At 37.4% G+C, this 18,971-nt stretch carries 15 protein-coding genes; 4 read left to right on the top strand and 11 right to left on the bottom strand.

The window, feature by feature from the left end; all coding sequences use genetic code 11:
- Positions 1-870: a metal ABC transporter permease gene (locus ACFILW_RS04940; RefSeq protein ID WP_375685270.1), complete on the top strand. Its 870-nt coding sequence runs from the start codon at positions 1-3 to the stop codon at positions 868-870.
- Positions 871-880: 10 nt separating this feature from the next.
- Positions 881-1,795 (top strand): metal ABC transporter solute-binding protein, Zn/Mn family, encoded by a 915-nt coding sequence (locus tag ACFILW_RS04945; RefSeq protein WP_375685271.1) that lies wholly within the window; start codon positions 881-883, stop codon positions 1,793-1,795.
- A gap of 604 nt (positions 1,796-2,399) precedes the next feature.
- Here ACFILW_RS04945 and ACFILW_RS04950 read toward each other — a convergent pair.
- The 7 genes from ACFILW_RS04950 to ACFILW_RS04980 all read right to left on the bottom strand — a co-directional run bounded on the left by ACFILW_RS04950 (position 2,400) and on the right by ACFILW_RS04980 (position 11,247).
- The gene (locus ACFILW_RS04950) at positions 2,400-3,446 is read right to left on the bottom strand and encodes a sn-glycerol-3-phosphate import ATP-binding protein UgpC (protein ID WP_375685272.1); all 1,047 of its coding nucleotides are present in this window, start codon (positions 3,444-3,446) and stop codon (positions 2,400-2,402) included.
- Between the two features lie 2 nt (positions 3,447-3,448).
- A complete protein-coding gene (ugpE, locus tag ACFILW_RS04955) occupies positions 3,449-4,300 on the bottom strand; it encodes a sn-glycerol-3-phosphate ABC transporter permease UgpE (protein ID WP_375646016.1) in 852 nt (283 codons plus the stop codon).
- Positions 4,301-4,310: 10 nt separating this feature from the next.
- Entirely contained in the window at positions 4,311-5,195 is an 885-nt protein-coding gene (gene ugpA, locus ACFILW_RS04960; protein ID WP_375622981.1) for a sn-glycerol-3-phosphate ABC transporter permease UgpA, read from the bottom strand.
- Positions 5,196-5,290: 95 nt separating this feature from the next.
- Positions 5,291-6,625 (bottom strand): sn-glycerol-3-phosphate ABC transporter substrate-binding protein UgpB, encoded by a 1,335-nt coding sequence (gene ugpB, locus ACFILW_RS04965; protein ID WP_375622979.1) that lies wholly within the window; start codon positions 6,623-6,625, stop codon positions 5,291-5,293.
- Positions 6,626-7,379: 754 nt separating this feature from the next.
- On the bottom strand, positions 7,380-8,102 hold the full coding sequence (locus ACFILW_RS04970) for a glycerophosphodiester phosphodiesterase (protein WP_375685273.1): 723 nt from the start codon (positions 8,100-8,102) through the stop codon (positions 7,380-7,382).
- 169 nt (positions 8,103-8,271) lie between these two features.
- Entirely contained in the window at positions 8,272-9,828 is a 1,557-nt protein-coding gene (guaA, locus tag ACFILW_RS04975) for a glutamine-hydrolyzing GMP synthase (RefSeq protein ID WP_375685282.1), read from the bottom strand.
- A gap of 132 nt (positions 9,829-9,960) precedes the next feature.
- On the bottom strand, positions 9,961-11,247 hold the full coding sequence (locus tag ACFILW_RS04980) for an RsmB/NOP family class I SAM-dependent RNA methyltransferase (protein WP_375685274.1): 1,287 nt from the start codon (positions 11,245-11,247) through the stop codon (positions 9,961-9,963).
- A 510-nt stretch (positions 11,248-11,757) separates the two neighbouring features.
- On the opposite strand from ACFILW_RS04980, the gene ACFILW_RS04985 reads away from it, so the two are divergent.
- Entirely contained in the window at positions 11,758-11,904 is a 147-nt protein-coding gene (locus ACFILW_RS04985) for a hypothetical protein (RefSeq protein WP_375622973.1), read from the top strand.
- A gap of 176 nt (positions 11,905-12,080) precedes the next feature.
- On the opposite strand, the gene guaB is transcribed toward ACFILW_RS04985, so the two are convergent.
- The 3 genes from guaB to ACFILW_RS05000 form a co-directional block, all read right to left on the bottom strand.
- Complete coding sequence (guaB, locus tag ACFILW_RS04990; protein ID WP_375646024.1) at positions 12,081-13,580, bottom strand: IMP dehydrogenase; 1,500 nt, start codon at positions 13,578-13,580, stop codon at positions 12,081-12,083.
- A 150-nt stretch (positions 13,581-13,730) separates the two neighbouring features.
- The gene (locus ACFILW_RS04995; protein WP_375622969.1) at positions 13,731-15,302 is read right to left on the bottom strand and encodes a phospholipase D family protein; all 1,572 of its coding nucleotides are present in this window, start codon (positions 15,300-15,302) and stop codon (positions 13,731-13,733) included.
- A 401-nt stretch (positions 15,303-15,703) separates the two neighbouring features.
- Positions 15,704-17,089: a sigma-54-dependent transcriptional regulator gene (locus tag ACFILW_RS05000; RefSeq protein ID WP_375685275.1), complete on the bottom strand. Its 1,386-nt coding sequence runs from the start codon at positions 17,087-17,089 to the stop codon at positions 15,704-15,706.
- 253 nt (positions 17,090-17,342) lie between these two features.
- Here ACFILW_RS05000 and ACFILW_RS05005 point away from each other — a divergent pair, with 253 nt between their 5' ends.
- Positions 17,343-17,702 (top strand): hypothetical protein, encoded by a 360-nt coding sequence (locus ACFILW_RS05005; RefSeq protein ID WP_375622965.1) that lies wholly within the window; start codon positions 17,343-17,345, stop codon positions 17,700-17,702.
- A 275-nt stretch (positions 17,703-17,977) separates the two neighbouring features.
- Here ACFILW_RS05005 and ACFILW_RS05010 read toward each other — a convergent pair whose 3' ends face one another.
- The gene (locus ACFILW_RS05010) at positions 17,978-18,970 is read right to left on the bottom strand and encodes an SIS domain-containing protein (protein ID WP_375622963.1); all 993 of its coding nucleotides are present in this window, start codon (positions 18,968-18,970) and stop codon (positions 17,978-17,980) included.
- Between the last annotated feature and the right edge of the window lies 1 nt (position 18,971).

Consider the following 18,971-nt stretch of genomic DNA (forward strand, 5'->3'; position numbering starts at 1 on the left):
GTGTATGCATTTTTTCTTGCCCCCTTTGTTGATTTCCAATTTATGCAAAACGCCCTTATCGGTTCTATTTTCCTGTCTATTAGCGCTTGTCCTGTTGGTGTATTTTTGATGCTCCGTGGAATGAGCTTGACAGGAGATGCTATTTCTCATGCCATTCTTCCTGGTGTTGCAACTGCTTTTCTGATTTGTGGTTTTTCCCTCACATCTATGACACTTGGTGGCATCTTCGCTGGTCTTATTGTTGCTTTAGCAACCATTTTGATTTCACGAAACAGCTTTCAGAAAGAAGATGCATCAATGACCGTCTTTTATCTTATTGCACTCGCGTCAGGTGTTATTATTATCTCACTGAAAGACTCAACAATTGAGCTGCTTCATCTCTTATTCGGATCGGTTCTTGCACTTGATGCACAAGCCCTTTGGTTAATCACTACTATAATGCTGATTACACTCTGCAGCCTTTGTATTTTTTGGCGTGCACTCGTTTTAGAAAGCTTTGACCCCCTCTTTTTTAAATCACTCTCTCCATTGAGTAAATATATTCATATTTCATTGCTTGGACTTGTGGTGTTGAATCTGGTTGGAGGCTTTCAATCACTAGGAACATTACTCTCCGTTGGCATTATGATGATTCCAGCCATTACAGCCCGTTTTTGGTTTTCACGGCTAGGCCCTATTTGCGCGCTTTCCACTCTTTTTGGAATCATTTCTAGCGTATGTGGTCTCCTGCTTTCTTTTCATCTTTCACTTCCCTCCGGCCCAGCTATCATCATGGCCGCAGGATTTATTTATCTTGTTTCCTGTTTGATAAGCCCACGTGGCTTTATTGTAACATGGTTTCCCCACCTCTTCTATACCTCCTCACTTTAAGGAAAAAAATGTGCCTAAGTTTGCTCAAAAATTTGCTCTTCTTGGAGCTTTATTGCTTGCCCTTTCTCCATTTTCTGCTTCTGCACACAATAAAATCAAAGTTGTTGCGAGCTTTTCTATTCTCGCAGATCTCGTCAAAAATGTAGGAGACAACCATATCTCTATGACCACTTTTGTAGGTCCCAATGCGAATACCCACACTTATGAACCTACCCCCCATGATGCTCAAGCTCTTAGAAATGCTCAAATTATTTTCATCAACGGGCTTCATTTAGAAGGATTTATTGATCGCCTCATTACAGCAAGTGGTACAAAAGCACTTCTTGTCAAAGTTAGTGATAATATACCCCCTCTCAAAATGAAAAAACAAGAACATGATGCCCATCATCACAGCGTTATTGATCCACACGCTTGGCAAACAATTCCCAATGTCGAAATCTATGTGAAGAATATCGCTGCTGCTTTTTGTAAAATCGATCCACAATCCTGTACCAGCTACAAAAAAAATGCCGAAACCTACATCCAAAAACTTAAAATAGCACAAGATACCCTGAAAACAAAAATTGCTGCCATTCCTAAAGATAAACGTATCATTATCACATCTCATGATGCCTTTGGCTATTTTGCCAAGGAATATGGTTTTACTATCCTTGCCCCTCAAAGTGCTTCAACAGAAGCTGAAGCAACCGCAGCCGATGTAGCCAAGCTTATCAAACAAATTAAAGCGAATAAAGCAGCTGCCCTATTCGTTGAAAATATCTCTAATCCCCGTCTCATAAAACAGATTGCAAAAGAAACAGGTTTAACAATTGGTGGAACACTTTATTCTGATGCATTGTCAAACAAAAATGGCCCTGCAGCAACTTATCTCGATATGATGGAACATAATGTAAATACCATCATTGATGCTATCACGAAACCTTAAAAAATCTTCTACGAAAGAGAGAAGAAAAAATTCATAAAATCATAGATCTATGATTATGTTACCAATGATATTCAATCCTCATGATTGGTGACAATGATATAAAACAAAGTTGATTTTACAGAAAAAATTTATACCCTATAGATGCTAAAATGGATCAAAGTTAAGATATAAGGTGCATAGTGCCATCATTTATGAATAATTTTCTCTCTCTATTTTTCTTATTCATTCTTTATAAGATACATAAATTATTACATCAGGAAATAGATAATAATAGATTGTTTTTTATTGATAAAGTACCTTTCTAAATGAGAAGAAATATGGTTAATAAATGGTTATTATCTCTTGATGTTTTTCTACAATGAAAAGAATGTTTGATGTTTGAAAATAATATCCTTCTTATAGACCATAAAAGTGCAAGATTTCATTATATGAGTGTTTCGAATATTCTCAACATCATGTGACAATGGACCATTACCAAAACTTTTAAAATTTTATTTTTAATCTCATCGGTTATACTCTGATTTTGTGAACGTAATCGAGAAAGTCAAAACACAACATTATCATGACGCAGCATAAAAGAGAGTCGTGTCACATCAATTAATGCTTACTTATTATTTGTGCGCTTTCCAGTGTTTTTATTAAAAGTATGAAAATTCTGATAAGCGACAGTGAAACTTAGTTTTTGACCATAGTCGTGTGTCAAGCGCTCTTTTATTTCAATCGTAAAGATGATACCATTCCAACGCGTTAAAACATGGCAACCTGTTCCAATAGGCTTGATAAGCTCAATTTTTGTGTGAAAGACTGGTCCTTTATCTGGATGTTCGCCCAATAAGATTATCTCAGGTCTGAAGGCTAAAAGATCTGTTTCTTCGCTATAAGTAAATGAATGCCCTAAATGTTGTTCTAAGACATGGCGATCAAGAAAATTCATAGGAGGAGAACCAATAAAATCAGCAACAAATGTTGTTGCTGGAGTATCGTAAATTTCCATTGGTGTTCCAATTTGCTCGATAGCTCCTTTATTCAAAACGACTATTCTATCAGCTAATGTCATAGCTTCTAGTTGATCATGGGTAACATAGAGGCTGGTTGTTCCTAATGAACGCTGTAGTGTTTTTATCTCAATACACATTTGTGCCCGTAATTTTGCATCAAGATTTGAAAGAGGTTCATCAAAGAGAAAAACACGGGGTTGACGTACAATCACACGCCCCATTGCTACACGCTGGCGTTGTCCTCCTGATAATTGTCGTGGTTTACGATCAAGAAATGGTTCTATTTCCAAAAGTTTTGCAGCATGTGCGATACGTTTTTTAATTTCTTCTTTAGGGGTTTTTCGATTTTTAAGACCATATTCTAAATTTCCACGAACTGTCATATGGGGATAAAGAGCATAATTTTGAAAAACCATAGCAACATCACGATCAGCGGGTTCACGATCATTGATACGTTCGTTATCAATACGTAGTTCACCTGAGGTAACTTGTTCAAGCCCTGCAATAATACGTAATAAGGTTGATTTTCCACACCCTGAAGGACCAACAAGAACAAGAAGTTCTTTATCGGCAATAGTTAAGTTTAAATCATCAATGACCAGAATGCCGTTGTCATACTGTTTTTTTATATTTGATAACTGGATTATGGCCACAATTACTTCTCCGTTTCAATAAGGCCTTTGATAAAAAGCCGCTGCATGAAGATAACAACAAGAACAGGGGGAACCATGGCAACAACCGATACTGCCATGAGTATATTCCATTGAGGATCATGTTGAAGTGATTCGACAATAAGCTGTTTTAAAATAATAAGGATCGTTTGATGATTTTGATCCGTTGTGATGATAAGAGGCCAGAGATATTGTATCCATCCATAAATGAACATAATGATAAATAAAGCAGCGATATTGCTTTTACTAAGAGGAAGAAGAATATCCTTAAAAAATTTAACTGGACCTGCACCATCAACACGTGCCGCCTCTAAGAGTTCATCTGGAACAGTCAAAAAAAACTGGCGAAATAAAAATGTAGCAGTTGCAGATGCAATAAGTGGAATAATCATTCCACTATAAGTGTTAACCATCCCCAATTTCGCAACAATCTCATAGGTTGGAAGAATACGAACTTCGACAGGGAGCATCAATGTAACAAAAATAAGAACAAAAGCAGTTTTTCGGAAGGGAAAACGCATGTAAACAATTGCATAAGCAGACAAAAGTGAAATAATAATTTTTCCAATACTAATCCCAAGAGCCATAATGAGTGAATTCATTAAGAGTGGCCAGAGGTTGGGCAAACCCAGCTGTGCAAGGCCATCACCAAAGATTGTTTTATAATTTTCCAGAGCATACTTCCCAGGCAAAAGAGGAAGTGTTCCTGAGTTAAATGCTGCTGAACTATGAGTTGATGCAATGATAGCAACATAAACTGGAAAGCAAATAATGATAATACCAACAATAAGCGTTATATGGGTTAGAAATTTCAAAACAGGGCGATTTTCAACCATAACTTATTTCCTAATATTGTACACGACGCTCAATCCAGCGAAATTGGATAAACGTTAAGACAATAACCATCAACATCAATAGTGTTGATTGTACTGCCGATGCACCGATTATTTGATTTCTAAAGCCATCATCATATACTTTATAGACGAGGATGCTCGTTGCACGCGCAGGACCTCCAGAAGTTGTGCTATCAATGATACCAAAAGTATCAAACATAACATAATTGACATTAACGATAAGAAGAAAAAATGTCGTTGGTGAAATTTGCGGAAAGACCACCGTCCAAAATCGTTTAAAGGGACCAGCACCATCAATAGCTGCGGCTTCTATTTGAGAACGCGGAACGGACTGAAGACCTGTAAGAAAAAAGAGAAAATTGTAAGAAATCTGTTTCCAGCTAGCCGCAATGACAATAAGAAGCATCGCTTGATTGCCATTAATACGATAATTCCATAAAACCCCTATTTTTTCGAGAAGAAAAGGGATAATCCCAATAGTGGGATGAAAGATAAACAACCATAATATACCTGCCAATACTGGAGCAACAGCATAGGGCCAAAGCAAAAGCATTGTATAAGCCTTTTTTGCACAGATGACACGATCAACACAGACAGCTAAAAGAAGCGATATTGTCATTGATACGACAGTAACTGAGATGGAAAATACTGCGGTTGTAAGAAGTGATTGCAGATAAGCAGGATCAGAAAGAACGGTTAGATAATTTTCAAAACCAATAAAGGTTGCTGTAAAGCCAAAAGGGTCTTCACGCTCAAAAGATGATTTTATTGCTTGAGCAGCAGGCCAAAAGAAAAACAAAAAAGTCACAAGAAGCTGAGGAAAAAGCAATCCGTAAGAAAGGAGACTATTTTTAAAATATGCATGTTTTTCTTGCATTCGTAGGGCTCTTTAAATGTAGAGACTTTAAAAAGACAAACAAAAAGGACTCAACTGTTTTTGTTGAGTCTTTAATGTTTAACAATAAAACGAAATTAATGATTAGATTTTTCAAATTCACGCAAAAGTTTATTTCCACGTTTAACGGTCTCATCTAAACCATCTTTCGGTGTTTTTGAACCACTAAGAACAGCTTCCAACTCTTGATCAAGAATGGCACGGATTTGTGGTAAATTACCAAATCTTATCCCTTTCGAATTAACTGTTGGAGGATTAAGATTGATCTGCTTGATAGCTATATCGGCACCTGGCGTTTTCTCATAGAAATGTTGTTTTTTGCTCAATTCATAAGTTGCTTTTGTGGTTGGAAGATAACCTGTCTCCTGATGCCATCTTGCTTGATTTTCTGTTTTTGAAAGAAATTTAAGAAAAGCGGCTGCCCCCGCATATTCCTTTGCGGTATGGCCCTTAAACGTCCAAATAGAAGCTCCCCCAATAACTGAATTTTGCGGTGCTCCTTCTACATCCTTATAGTACGGTAGCATACCAACCCCCACATTAAACTGAGCTTCAGAAACAATTCCAGCATATGATCCTGAAGATTGCATTAAAATTGCACAATTTTGTGCCATAAACATTGGTGTTGAATCTAATGCGCCAGCAGGACCACCATAGCGGAAAATACCTTGATCAGACCACTTTTTTAGGTCAGTCCACATATGTACTTGTAAAGGTCCATTAAATGTAAGTTCTGAATCAAATCCTTTAAAGCCATTTTCCTTCGTTCCAAAAGGAACATTATGCAACGCTGAAAAGTTTTCTATACCAATCCATTGAGCGGCATAAGTCATTGTAAAACCACACGTTGCCGCTTTAGTCTCAAGAATTTTTTTGGAAAAATCTTCTATATCTTGCCACGTTTTAGGAGGCTGTTCTGGATCAAGCCCTGCTTTTTTAAAGATATCTTTGTTATAATAAAGGATTGGTGTTGAAATATTGAATGGCATAGAAACCATACGCCCCTGTTCATCGGAGTAATAGCCACTAATAGCAGGAAAATAATCTGTAGAATCGAACTCTTGTTTTGTATCAGCCATAAGTTGATAAAATGGATAGATTGCGCCTTTTGCTGCCATCATAGTTCCAGTACCAACGTCATAAATTTGAGCGAGCACTGGCTGTTTCTTTCCACGAAATGCTGCAATGAGTGAAATCAAACCCTCTTCATACTCACCGCGATATGAAGAAATAACTTTATATTCAGACTGACTCGCATTAAAATCGTTAATAAGACTTTCAGTTTGCTTTCCTAATTCACCACTCATAGAATGCCAAAAGCTGATTTTTGTCTGTGCAAAACTTGCTGTCACCCCCGCTGTAGACATTATGATAGCAACCGTGGCCGCTATGGAAAGATAAAAACGACTCATGGTTCACCCTTTCTGAAGTGATGGAATACAAACTACCCCTAAATTTATAGTATTACACATGAACATGCTATGACAGTTTTATTTCAGAAACATATTCTCTCATTTAAACAGGAACCACCAAAAGGTCAAATGAATTTGTTTAAATTTATTCATTTTCTTTTATAAGCTTTCTTATGTATTAACGAAGAGACAAATAGAATTTCTCTTAAAATTAAAAAAATCATTTTGAGCGCCTAATAGTCTCTTTCCCTGTAACGAGATCACACCCCTCACGCAAAACAAAATGACACTGTATTACCAATTTCCATGCTGTTAAAAAATCTTTCAATACCTCTACATTTCATGATAGCTCCTATAAAATAAGCCATAAAGCCTCTCCACTAAAGTGTCTAAGACTTTTTGTATGCCATCATTTTACACTTCATAAAAGTGCAAAAGAACATCATCATATGAGACCCTCACGCTTCAACAAGTCTTGCATTTGAAATACGTTAAATGAATATTTTTATTCTTTTCTCAATAATTTTTTATCCACACACCAACCCTGCTTGTAATGTGAAAACGAATGATTTTGATTGATTCATTGTAAAAATATTTGAAATAAGAGAAACTGACGTATTAAGGTCTCTTAATTATATGAATAAACTATTAATTAGCATTATAAATCAATGTATTATTGTTATATATTAGATATTTTTTCCATCATACTAGCTTTATGAAGGTACAGGAGTTTCTTTTATAAAATATATATTTTTTACCTTTGTGCTCGCAATTTCAATGCAAGATCAGGTTGATCTGTCGTAATATAATGTACAGGCATATCAAGCCAATGTGATAACCGAGCTTTTCCGTTGATCGTCCATACTCCTACAGTAAAACCAGCCCCAAGAGCTGATTCAATAAAGTTCTGTGAAACAATAGAACCATTTAAACTGAGATCAGAATATCCCAATTGTTTCCATTCAGAAAAATGACGGTCCATATCACCTTCAAAATTATCAACACATGGACCAGATGGTATTCCTGCTTCAATAAAAGGACGAAGGACTAAAGGATCAAAACTAATTGCAGAAACCCGTTCTGTTAAATTGCGGCTTTTTATGAGCGCAAGCGCTTTTTGGGATAATATTGTTTCACGCTCCACTTCACCACATGTTTTGATTTCAAGATGCAACGCAACATTTGTTGGCGCTAGAAGATCAAGCACCTCTTCTAATAAAGGAGGTGCTTCTCGGCTTCCTTTCACGCAGAGTTGTTTGCGTGTTTCATTATCGATGTCGTGAATATATCCCTTTTTGCCAACCAATTGCTCTAGATGAAAATCGTGAAAGACAACCACCTCACCGCTTTTCAGTAAGTGAACATCACATTCAACTTCATCAACACCTAACGCTATGGCATTATTAAATGCAGAAAGAGTATTTTCAGGATAAAGATGAGCTCCACCACGATGTGCAACAATTTTTTTCTCAGACATGCAAAATTTCATACTTCTCACTTTTCAATATATTGACGTACAGATTTTCAGATAAAGACTTATATCACATGAAAATGCACAATCATTTTTAAAGATTTTTTCTACATTTTTCTGAATATCAAACCCTCAGTCATATTTTATTCTGAAAAAGGCTTATCCTTCATTTCAATTATTCCCATTCAATGGTACCAGGAGGCTTGGAGGTTACATCATACACAACACGATTAATTCCTCTAACTTCGTTAATAATACGTGCTGCTGTCTTACTTAAAAATGCCATATCATAAGGATAAAAATCCGCAGTCATTCCATCTACAGATGTGACAGCGCGAAGAGCACAAACAAATTCATAAGTGCGACCATCCCCCATCACGCCAACAGTTTGAACAGGAAGAAGAACAGCAAAAGCTTGCCAAATTTCATCATAAAGACCAGCTTTACGGATTTCCTCAAGATAGATAGCATCTGCTTCGCGTAAAATTTCTAATTTTTCACGTGTTACAGCACCTGGACACCGAATTGCAAGGCCGGGACCTGGAAAAGGATGGCGACCAATAAATTGCTCCGGTAGCCCTAACTCTCGCCCTAGCGAGCGAACCTCATCCTTAAAGAGTTCACGCAACGGTTCTACAAGCTTCATATTCATCTGTTCTGGTAACCCTCCCACATTATGATGGCTTTTAATGGTTACCGATTCCCCAATAGCAGATACACTCTCAATAACATCTGGATAAAGTGTTCCTTGTGCTAAAAACTCTGCACCTCCTATTTTTTTCGTTTCTTCTTCAAAAACTTCAATAAAAAGACGACCAATTGTTTTGCGTTTTTTTTCTGGATCTGTCTCACCTTCTAAAGCATTAAGAAACACATCAGCAGCATTAACGTGAATAAGCTCTATATTATAGTGATCACGGAATAATGTAAGAACCTCCTGAGCCTCATTCTTACGCATCAATCCATGATCTACCAAGATGCATGTCAGTTGATCTCCTATGGCTTCGTGAAGGAGTACCGCTACAACAGATGAATCCACTCCCCCTGAAAGACCACAAATCACACGACTTTTCCCAACTTTTTGTCGTATCGTAGCAATTGCCTGCTCACGATAAGAAGCCATTGACCAACTACCTTTAATAGCAGAGATCTTATGAACAAAATTTTGCAAAAGTTTTGTACCATCCGGTGTATGGATAACTTCAGGATGAAACTGTACCGCATAAAAATGTCTTTTTTCATCCGCAATAGCCGCATAGGGAGCTCCTTTTGAGGTTCCTATGACACGAAAACCTTCTGGTAAAGCTGCCACACGGTCACCATGGCTCATCCATACTTGATAACGAGAACCTTTTTCCCACACTCCATCAAAAAGGGCACTCTCTTCTTGCACTTCCAAAAAAGCACGCCCAAATTCACGCTCATGTCCAGCTTCAACCTTTCCTCCAAGCTGAATACACATGACTTGTTCACCATAGCAAATACCCAGAATCGGAACACCCGCCTCAAAAATTTCCATTGGAGCACGCGGAGAGCCCTCATCAATAACGGAATAAGGACTCCCTGATAAAATAATAGCTTTAGGATTTATGCGGCGCACAGCTTCTAAAGCTAATTGAAAAGGAACAATTTCACAGTATACCCCCATTGCTCGCACCCGTCGTGCAATAAGTTGTGTAACTTGTGAACCAAAGTCAATAATAAGAACAGTGTCTGGATGTGATATGCTCATAGAAAACCAATCAACAATTGTAAAAGAAAACTCATGAGAGTTATGATTCAATCTTTCTCTTTTCACAAGCCTGTTTTCTTAAGAAAAAGATTATTCTCGTAAAGTTTATGATAAAAAGTGCAAAAATATGGATCAATGTTTTTTTTGCAACACAGATAAAAAGAACCCATCTGTTTGTGTTGTGGCCGGCGACAAAGTAAGTCCATAATTTGAAAAAACTGGTTGCACAGGAGAAAAACTAAAATGTTCCTGCCAAAGCGCTGGCATATCTATTGGAGAAAAATGAGAATGTTGTTGAAGAAAATGGGAAATTTGTTCCTCATTTTCATCTATAAAAAGAGAACAGGTAATATAGACTAGGCGCCCATTTGGCTTAAGATAAGCTATCGCTTCATTCAAAATAGCCCTCTGTTCTGTTTGGCGTTGTTTTACCTGTTCTAATGTTAAACGCCATTTCGCATCAGGACGACGACGCCATGTTCCTGTCCCACTACAGGGTGCATCTATTAGAACTCTATCCATCTGACCTGTTAATGACCTCAGTTCTTCTCTTTGCGCTCGTATTTGGACATTACGAACACCAGCGCGTCGAAGACGATCAAAAATAGGAGCTAAGCGCGCTTTATCGGAATCATAAGCATAAATTTGCCCACGATTGTTCATATCGGAAGCTAAAGCTAATGTTTTGCCCCCAGCACCTGCACAATAATCTAATACCTGCATGCTCTCTTGCGCTTCCACAAGGTGAGCAACAATTTGAGATCCTAAATCCTGTATTTCAAAGTGTCCTTTTTGAAAAGCGGGTTCCACTTGAACATTGGGATGACGATTAAACTTTTCAATCGGTGCAATTCTTAAAGCTTGTCTAAACCATGGCAAAGATTTAAGTTTGGTTTTTGCTAATTCTTTCAGCACCTTTTCTGGTGTTGCTTTTAGGTTATTTACCCGTAGGTCTAAAGAAGGACGCGTTGCTAACGCAGCCGCTTCAGTGATCCAATTATCACCAAATAAAGGACGCAGATGCGCTTGACACCATTGCGGAATATCACCACGAATATAGTCTGGAGCATCCACTAATTGCTGACCTTGCCATGATTTACGCTGTTTAACCCCTAATAACTGCGGAGCAAACCGATCTTCGGCCAACTCACCGTCAATTTGCTCCAGCGTCATTTTTCCAGAATCTAATAAAGCACCAAAAACGATATCTCGGATATCATCACTCTCCATACGCCATTGTAAAGAATATCGTCGTCTTAAAACATCATAAACGATTGTACCAATGGCTGCGCGATCACCTGCTCCAGCAAAGCGATGAGAAAGACCCCAATCTTTTAAAGCTTCTCCTACTGGGCGATACCTAATTTCTATCTCTTTGAGAACATCTATTGCCGCTTGCAAACGCCCACCTAATCGCATTCATTTCTCCCATTAAAATAATAAAATTTTAAATCATCTAAAAAAATAATATTACCTCCTTCTTGCCAATGAAACCTTCTCAAAGCCATCAAAAATTTATATTCAATATTAAAATGATTTGACCATATTTTTTTATAAAATCTAATTTAGAGTATCTAGATTTTTCCCTTTATCTTCTGCCCAGTCGCTTTTTATCCTTCTACCTCTTATGTTAAAAGATACGTAGCCATCCATAAAGAACTTATTTCCTCCATGCATTACGAAAAAACCAAACTCTTTAATTATTTGCGTAAAATAATTTACGAGAATTGTCTGAACAACAGAAAAAAATATCTCCCATCTTTGTATGGATATCCTTCTAAAAAATAGAAAAAATATTCTCATAAAATTAAACAAGTTCATCTTACGTTTAACAAAAAATTAACTTTTTAGAAAATGCTTGGAACCACTATTTGGCATGACCGTTTTTATTGTACTGGCAATTGCCAGACAATTTAAAAGGAGAAAATAATGACTTATAATAATGGAAAAACAACCTCATCTAAAAGTCGTCACAATACAATGCCCTCAAACAATGCAAAGAAATCCGTCCAAAGTGATCAGACAAACACTCGCCAACGTGCGTCAAAGACAGGACGGAAGACAACAAAAAGTTAATTCTAATTTTATATAACTTATTTCACATAGTCTTGAAGAAAGAATTAGAGTTTTCGCCTCTAATTCTTTCCTTTTAGGATTATTATTCCAAATCACAAACAGAAAAAGAACAGCCTCTCTTCCTTGTTTGCGGAAGATTTTATATTGATGCAATATGACATTAGGCTCTTGTATCTTTAAACTGGCCCACGATAGTTTGGACTCTCCCGTGTGATAGAAACATCATGCGTATGACTTTCATGGAGTCCTGCATTCGTAATACGAACAAACGTTGCTTTTTCACGAAACTCTACGAGATCTTTTGCCCCAACATACCCCATCGAAGCACGAAGTCCACCAGCAAGCTGATGTAGAACTGATGCTATAGGACCTTTATAAGCCACCTGCCCCTCCACACCTTCAGGAACCAACTTAAGTTCATCACGAACGTCATCTTGAAAATAGCGATCAGCCGATCCTCGTGCCATAGCACCAACAGATCCCATACCGCGATAGGCTTTAAAAGATCGACCTTGATATAGATAAACTTCACCAGGACTTTCTTCTGTACCTGCTAAAAGAGAACCAATCATCGCTGCACAAGCCCCACCCGCTAAAGCTTTAGCAAAATCACCCGAAGCTTTGATCCCTCCATCTGCAATTATGGGAATGCCCGCTTTTTCAGCAACTTCTGCAGCATTCATAATGGCTGCAAGTTGAGGTACACCGACACCAGCAACTATACGCGTTGTGCAAATAGAGCCAGGACCAATCCCAACTTTTACCGCATCTGCACCACTGTCAATCAATGCCTGCGTTGCTTGAGCAGTCGCCACATTCCCAGCAATAACAGCTGGAGAGGAAGTCATCTTTTTAATTCGTTCAACAGTTTCTAGCACACGTTGAGAATGTCCATGTGCTGTATCAATGACCAGAACATCAACGCCTGCGTCAATGAGACGTTCAGCACGCTCAATCCCATCATTCCCAACACTACTAGCCGCTGCAGCACGCAAACGCCCTTGAGAATCTTTAGCAGCATTCGGATTTAATTTCGCTTTTTCGATATCCTTAACTGTTATCAGTCCGACACAACGATTTTGTTCATCCACAACCAATAATTTTTCAATACGGTGATGATGTAAAAGATATTTTGCTTCATTGAGCTGGACATTTTCACGCACTGTGATTAAATTTTCATGCGTCATTAATTCATAAATTTTTTGTTTGGGATCCGATGCAAAACGCACATCCCTATTTGTCAAAATGCCAACAAGCCGTCCAGCAGTTTCACCTTTAGCACCATTTTCAACAACCGGAATACCGGAAATACCATGAGAGCGCATCAAAGATTTTGCTTCTTCAAGTGTTGCATCTGGTCCAATGGTGACTGGATTAACAACCATACCAGATTCAAACTTTTTTACTTGGCGGACCTCTTCTGCCTGCTCTGCAGGAGACATATTACGATGAATAACTCCAAGACCACCAGCTTGAGCCATCGCAATAGCCAAACGCGATTCTGTTACCGTATCCATTGCCGCAGAAAGCAATGGCAAATTGAGCTTAATATCCGCTGCAATGCGCGTACTGAGATCCACTTGACTAGGCATAACAAGAGAATGACCGGGTTGTAAAAGTACATCATCAAAAGTCAGTGCCAATGCACCTGTCCCCGTTTCAACAATCTTTGCCATAGCAAAATTCCTTTTATAATAAAACACCGCAAGGAGCTTTAAAATACAACTGCGGTTCTCATACATGGTAGATTGGCAAAAAATTATGCCATGCTACAAACAAAATGAAAAGAAAAATAAAATATTTTTTTAAGTGTGGTTTATAAAAATTTACAATTGTGATTCAATAGGTAACCAACTTATTATTTTTGCAAATGCGCGACGCCAAAAATTGCTTTCTGGCTCATAGTCAATGCTATATTTTTTTTCATTTTCAATAAAATCCCAATAAATACGATTATTATCACCAAGACGCAGATGATAGCTCATTTCCCCTGTGGTTTCTTCAGAAAACAACAAATCTAATCTTGCTGTAATGGGAGCACATTCAAAAAGAATGCCCATTTCTGTATTTAATGATGCTGATCTTGGATCAAAATTTAAAGATCCAATAAAAGCTGTTTTACGATCAATTAAAAAAGCTTTGGCATGTAAACTTGCCTTACTCGATCGAAACAATCGTAACCCATGAGTATTGCCTTCCGCTTTTAATTCATAAAGATTAACACCACTTTTCAACAATGCCTTACGATACGGTACATAACCACCATGCACTAATGCGACATCAGTAGCAGCTAAAGAATTTGTCAGAATTTTGACATTAACACCCTTTGAAACCAAATTACTAAAATTCTGCGTGCCAACCTTACCAGGAACAAAATAAGGTGACGTAATCTGAACCGTTTTTTGGGCATTTCCAATAACCTTTGAAAGTGCCTTCATAAGCCAATTGCTTGCTTTTTTACGCAATGCTTTTTCTGGAGGGTCAGAAAGAACAACAACTTTGTCTGCTAAAAATAACCGCTTTCCTGTTTGGATAAAACAATTAAAGTTAATGTGCTCTTTGACATAATCTAAATAAACTTTTGCAACCGTGGAATCACGAAACTTTCGTAATTTATCTTTCCAATAGCTAAGATCACTTGCGCTTTTAGGAACAACCAAAGTATGAATTGGCAAAACAACAGCACTATTCCAAAAATCATCAAAGATACTTTCTACCTTTTTAACAGAGGGACCGATTAACATCAAATCTAAATCTCGAAAATGGGATTTTTTACCAGCATCAAAATAAGAATCTGCAAGATTACGTCCTCCTACAAAAGCGACCCTGCCATCAACAATAAACGCTTTATTATGCATTCTACGTGTTACAGTAATTGCCCGTAATATAATTTCTAAACCACGGCGCAAACCACCTTTACGCGATCGCCCTGGATTAAACATTCTCACCTCAATATGAGGATGTTTATCTAGCGCAATATAAGCTGGATCACGTGCTTGAGCATTAATATCATCCAAAAGAAGCCGTACCCGAACACCCCGATCTGCTGCCTCAACTATTTCACTTAATAATAGGCGCCCCGTTAAATCATCGTCCCAAATATAATACATCAGATCAAGGCTACGCCCAGCCTCTGCTGCTCCTATTGCCCGAACACAAAACGCATCCAAATTGCTGATAATGAGGGAAAGGGCATCTTTATCAATCCCCAATCCATTTTCTTTCTCAGCTAATTGACTGACAATACGATCAAGCTTAGTTTCATCTTTCTGAATAGGCAACGCATAAGAACATTGCCCCCTAGCACTTTTCACAAAACGCCCATACGTATAAATTGCCAACATAGATGCAATAAAAAAAAAGAGGACAAAACCAATAACAATTTGTAAAAAAGGCAAAGAGGGCAAACTTTCTATTTTAAACTATCGCATCATCAGTAATGCAAACGATAACACTAATCACTTTATCTTAATCATGTAGCAGATAAAATGCCACTTTTTGCTTAAGAGAGTATAAATTTAATATTGATGACACAAAAATTTTAGCGGTAGTATTTAAAAGTTTTTAAAATGCCTCTCTGCTTTAATAAATGTAAACTTAACTAAAATTGTATAAATTGAAACAAACAATTAAAATAGTCACAATAAAATTTATATTTGATTTAAATCTCAAAATTATACTCTATAGATAAATTTTACAATAAATGATTGTTTTCTTAAGCCCCCCCACGGACTTTATCAAAATCCACTCTATTTTTTTGAAACTCATGCTTGTCATGAAGAGAGATTTGTTATGAATTTTACTTTCGTTCTTGATTTCTTATTGCTCTCAATTCTTCCATTTTTCTATAAAGTGTAGAGCGACCAATGTGAAGGCGGCGTGCAATCTCACTCATATGTCCTTTATAATGTTTAACCGCTTTCTCGATAATATCATGTTCCATCTCTGCAAAAGTACGCACATGCCCATCAGTATTCAAAAATTTTATCGATTCTTGTTCATCATCTTCTTGCATATTACCCTCAATGATATTGGGAACATTCATTAATGAATTTCCCATTAATTGCGGAAAATCTCGAACAGTTAATAACGGTCCTTCACTGAGTAAAATCGCACGAAATAAAAAGGTTTCAAGCTCATTTCTATTGCCAGGCCAATCATACTGCATAAGCAAGGAAAGAGCAGAGCCTGCTAAACCATGGACATGTGATCGCCCTGTTTCTGTAATAATGCGATCAATCAAACGTTGTGTGATCTCTGGAAAATCATCCCTTAATTCTCGTAAAGCAGGGACGCTAATAGACAAATGAGAAAATTGTTCAAACAAACTATGCAAAAAAAAGTTCTCATTAACCAAGTCCTTTAAACGCGATGTTGAAATAGCGATGATCCGGAAAGGAAAAAAATCTCCTTTTGTATCCCTTTCCCTTTCTTTAAGGTAATGAGCAAACCGTTTTTGCTGTATGGGCTCAAGTCGATCAATATCACAAAGGCAAAGTGTCCCTTTTTCAAGAGAAGAAACCAATGGCAGGAATTCTTTAAACCACTGCTGATTTTCTTCTTCTGGATCAACGATAGCTGAACATTGAAAGCGAATAAAAACACCCTCCGAGAATAATCCCTCATGATGAATAATCCGAGCTAATGTCTCACGTCCTGTTCCAGCTTCCCCCTCTATCAAAAGATTCTGTAAAGAAGTTGCTGCTTGTCTCGATTGTTCTAACACTATCTGCATAGCTCTACTTTTTACGCAAAGATCAGAAAACCGTAAATGATTCTCTTTTTTTCGCCGAATATCTCGCACCTCATGCTCCAAGGCAGAAATAAGAGCAAGGATATCCAAAGTAACTCTTACGCGTAATAATGTTACTGGATGGATCCAATAATCAATCGCTCCAGCTGTTAAAGCTTTCTGGAGTAAATGCTGATTCTCTTGTTGTGCTATAACGACAATAGGAACAGAAACACCAGCAACTCTAATCATTTTAATCAAATCGCTCACACTCAAATCACTCATAACGATATCAAGGAGTGCAAGCACAATGTTTTTACGCCTATGTAAAAGATCAATCGTACGGAGACCATTTTCTGCTTCAATGACACGATAACCAAAACCTCGCAGCATAGCAGAAAGTTCTATACGTCTTCCATAATCTTCACTCGCAACAAGAATGGGACCAACCATAATGTCAATAATCTCCTTTGAGACTACTCAGCAGCTTAATATAAAAATTGTTGTAAACCATAAGAAATATTTCACCTCTTGTGTTTCACTTACGAACTTTATCAAGCTGTCAATTAAATACAACATTAAGGCATTTTTTTCCATTTTTTTGCTTTTTCATTGATTTTCATCAAATTTTTCATATTGACTCATGAGGTAATTTAATAATGTTATAGAAACTAGAGAGCAAAATAATCTAAATAGAGTGCAATAAATGAAACATACCTATCATATTTTATGTCTTACAATCACCACCTTGCTGTTAAGTGCCTGTAACTTTTCGCAATATTATAACTCAAATATGCCAACTGGAATTGATGGAAAATGGATTGATGAGAATGGTATTATTTCTTCTTTCCACAATGGTGTTTTTGAAACGCATGCAGCAGATACAGAAGAAAAACTATCAGAAGGGACATATAATTATCTCAATGCTCAAAATATAGAAATTGAAATACGCTCTATTCTCCGTGGAACAATTTCTAGAGTCAATTGTACAATGTCATATGACGCCACACAACTTCTCTGCACCTCACATACAGGAGCTCAGTTTTTTCTTCAGAGAAAATCTTAACAAAGTACAAGGGAAGCCTCTCTTAAGAACAGAGGGAGCACATACATTAAGCAGGAGGCGATATCCTTTCTCCTCCTAATAGGAAATCCTCTCTAAAATATGCAAAGAGACTGTTACAATCTCTATCCATAGGATTTTTTAAACATTATGAAATGCGCAAAACTCTCATTTTCTTCTACAAAACATAAGCAAACTCATTTCACAAAAAATTATGACTTTGTATCATTCAATCTATTTTAACCTAAAATAACATTTTTTTGGTAGGGAACTTTAATCTAAGCAGCGCCAATGCGCAAAAGATCATGAAAATGAACAATTCCTATCGGTTTTTTATCTTCAACCACAAAAAATGCACCAATCTGATGATCATTAATAAAAGCTGTTGCTGCACCAACAAGTGTATTTGGCTTTACAACTTTAGGAGCTTTGGTCATCACCTCGTCAACATTAAATTTTGATAAATTAAAATGAATGTTACGTGCAAGATCGCCATCAGTTACAATGCCGATTAGTTCACCTTCCTGATTCACAACACCAACACAACCAAAATGTTTTTTTACCAAAACATTCATCGCTTCAGTCATAGCTGTTCCCTGCATAACCAAAGGAATACTATCACCCTCATGCATAATATCACGCACATATTTGAGGCTTGCACCAAGAGAACCACCAGGATGATATATTTTGAAATCCGTTGCGGTAAAACCACGCATTTCTAAGAGAGAAACCGCTAATGCATCTCCCATTGCCAATTGCATAATTGTTGAAGTTGTAGGCGCTAAACCATGGGGACAAGCCTCTTCTATCTTTGGTAATAATAGCACAATATCAGCTTGTCGTCCTAACACAGAATGCTCACTTGATGTCATTGCAATAAGGGGGATACGAAAACGTGCAGCATAGCTCATAATGCCACTTAACTCTTGAGTTTCACCAGACCATGATAAAGCAAGAATAACATCATCAGATCCAATCATACCAAGATCACCATGATTGGCTTCTGCAGCATGAACAAAAAAAGCCGGTGTTCCTGTTGAAGCTAAGGTTGCTGCAATTTTTGTCCCTATATGACCACTTTTCCCAAGACCAGTAATGACCACATGTCCACGGGCATTTCTAATAGTTTGAACAGCTGCTTCAAAAGAAGAAGAAAGACTTCCAAGAAGAGCTTCTTCAAGGGCTTTAAGCCCTTGCTTTTCACTTGCAAGTGTTTTAAGCGCCGATGCAACAGCACCTTGCAAAGCCACATGAGGAGATGGTCTGGTCATA

The sequence above is a fragment of the Bartonella sp. TT110JLCBS genome (assembly GCF_042193405.1).
GTDB lineage: Bacteria > Pseudomonadota > Alphaproteobacteria > Rhizobiales > Rhizobiaceae > Bartonella.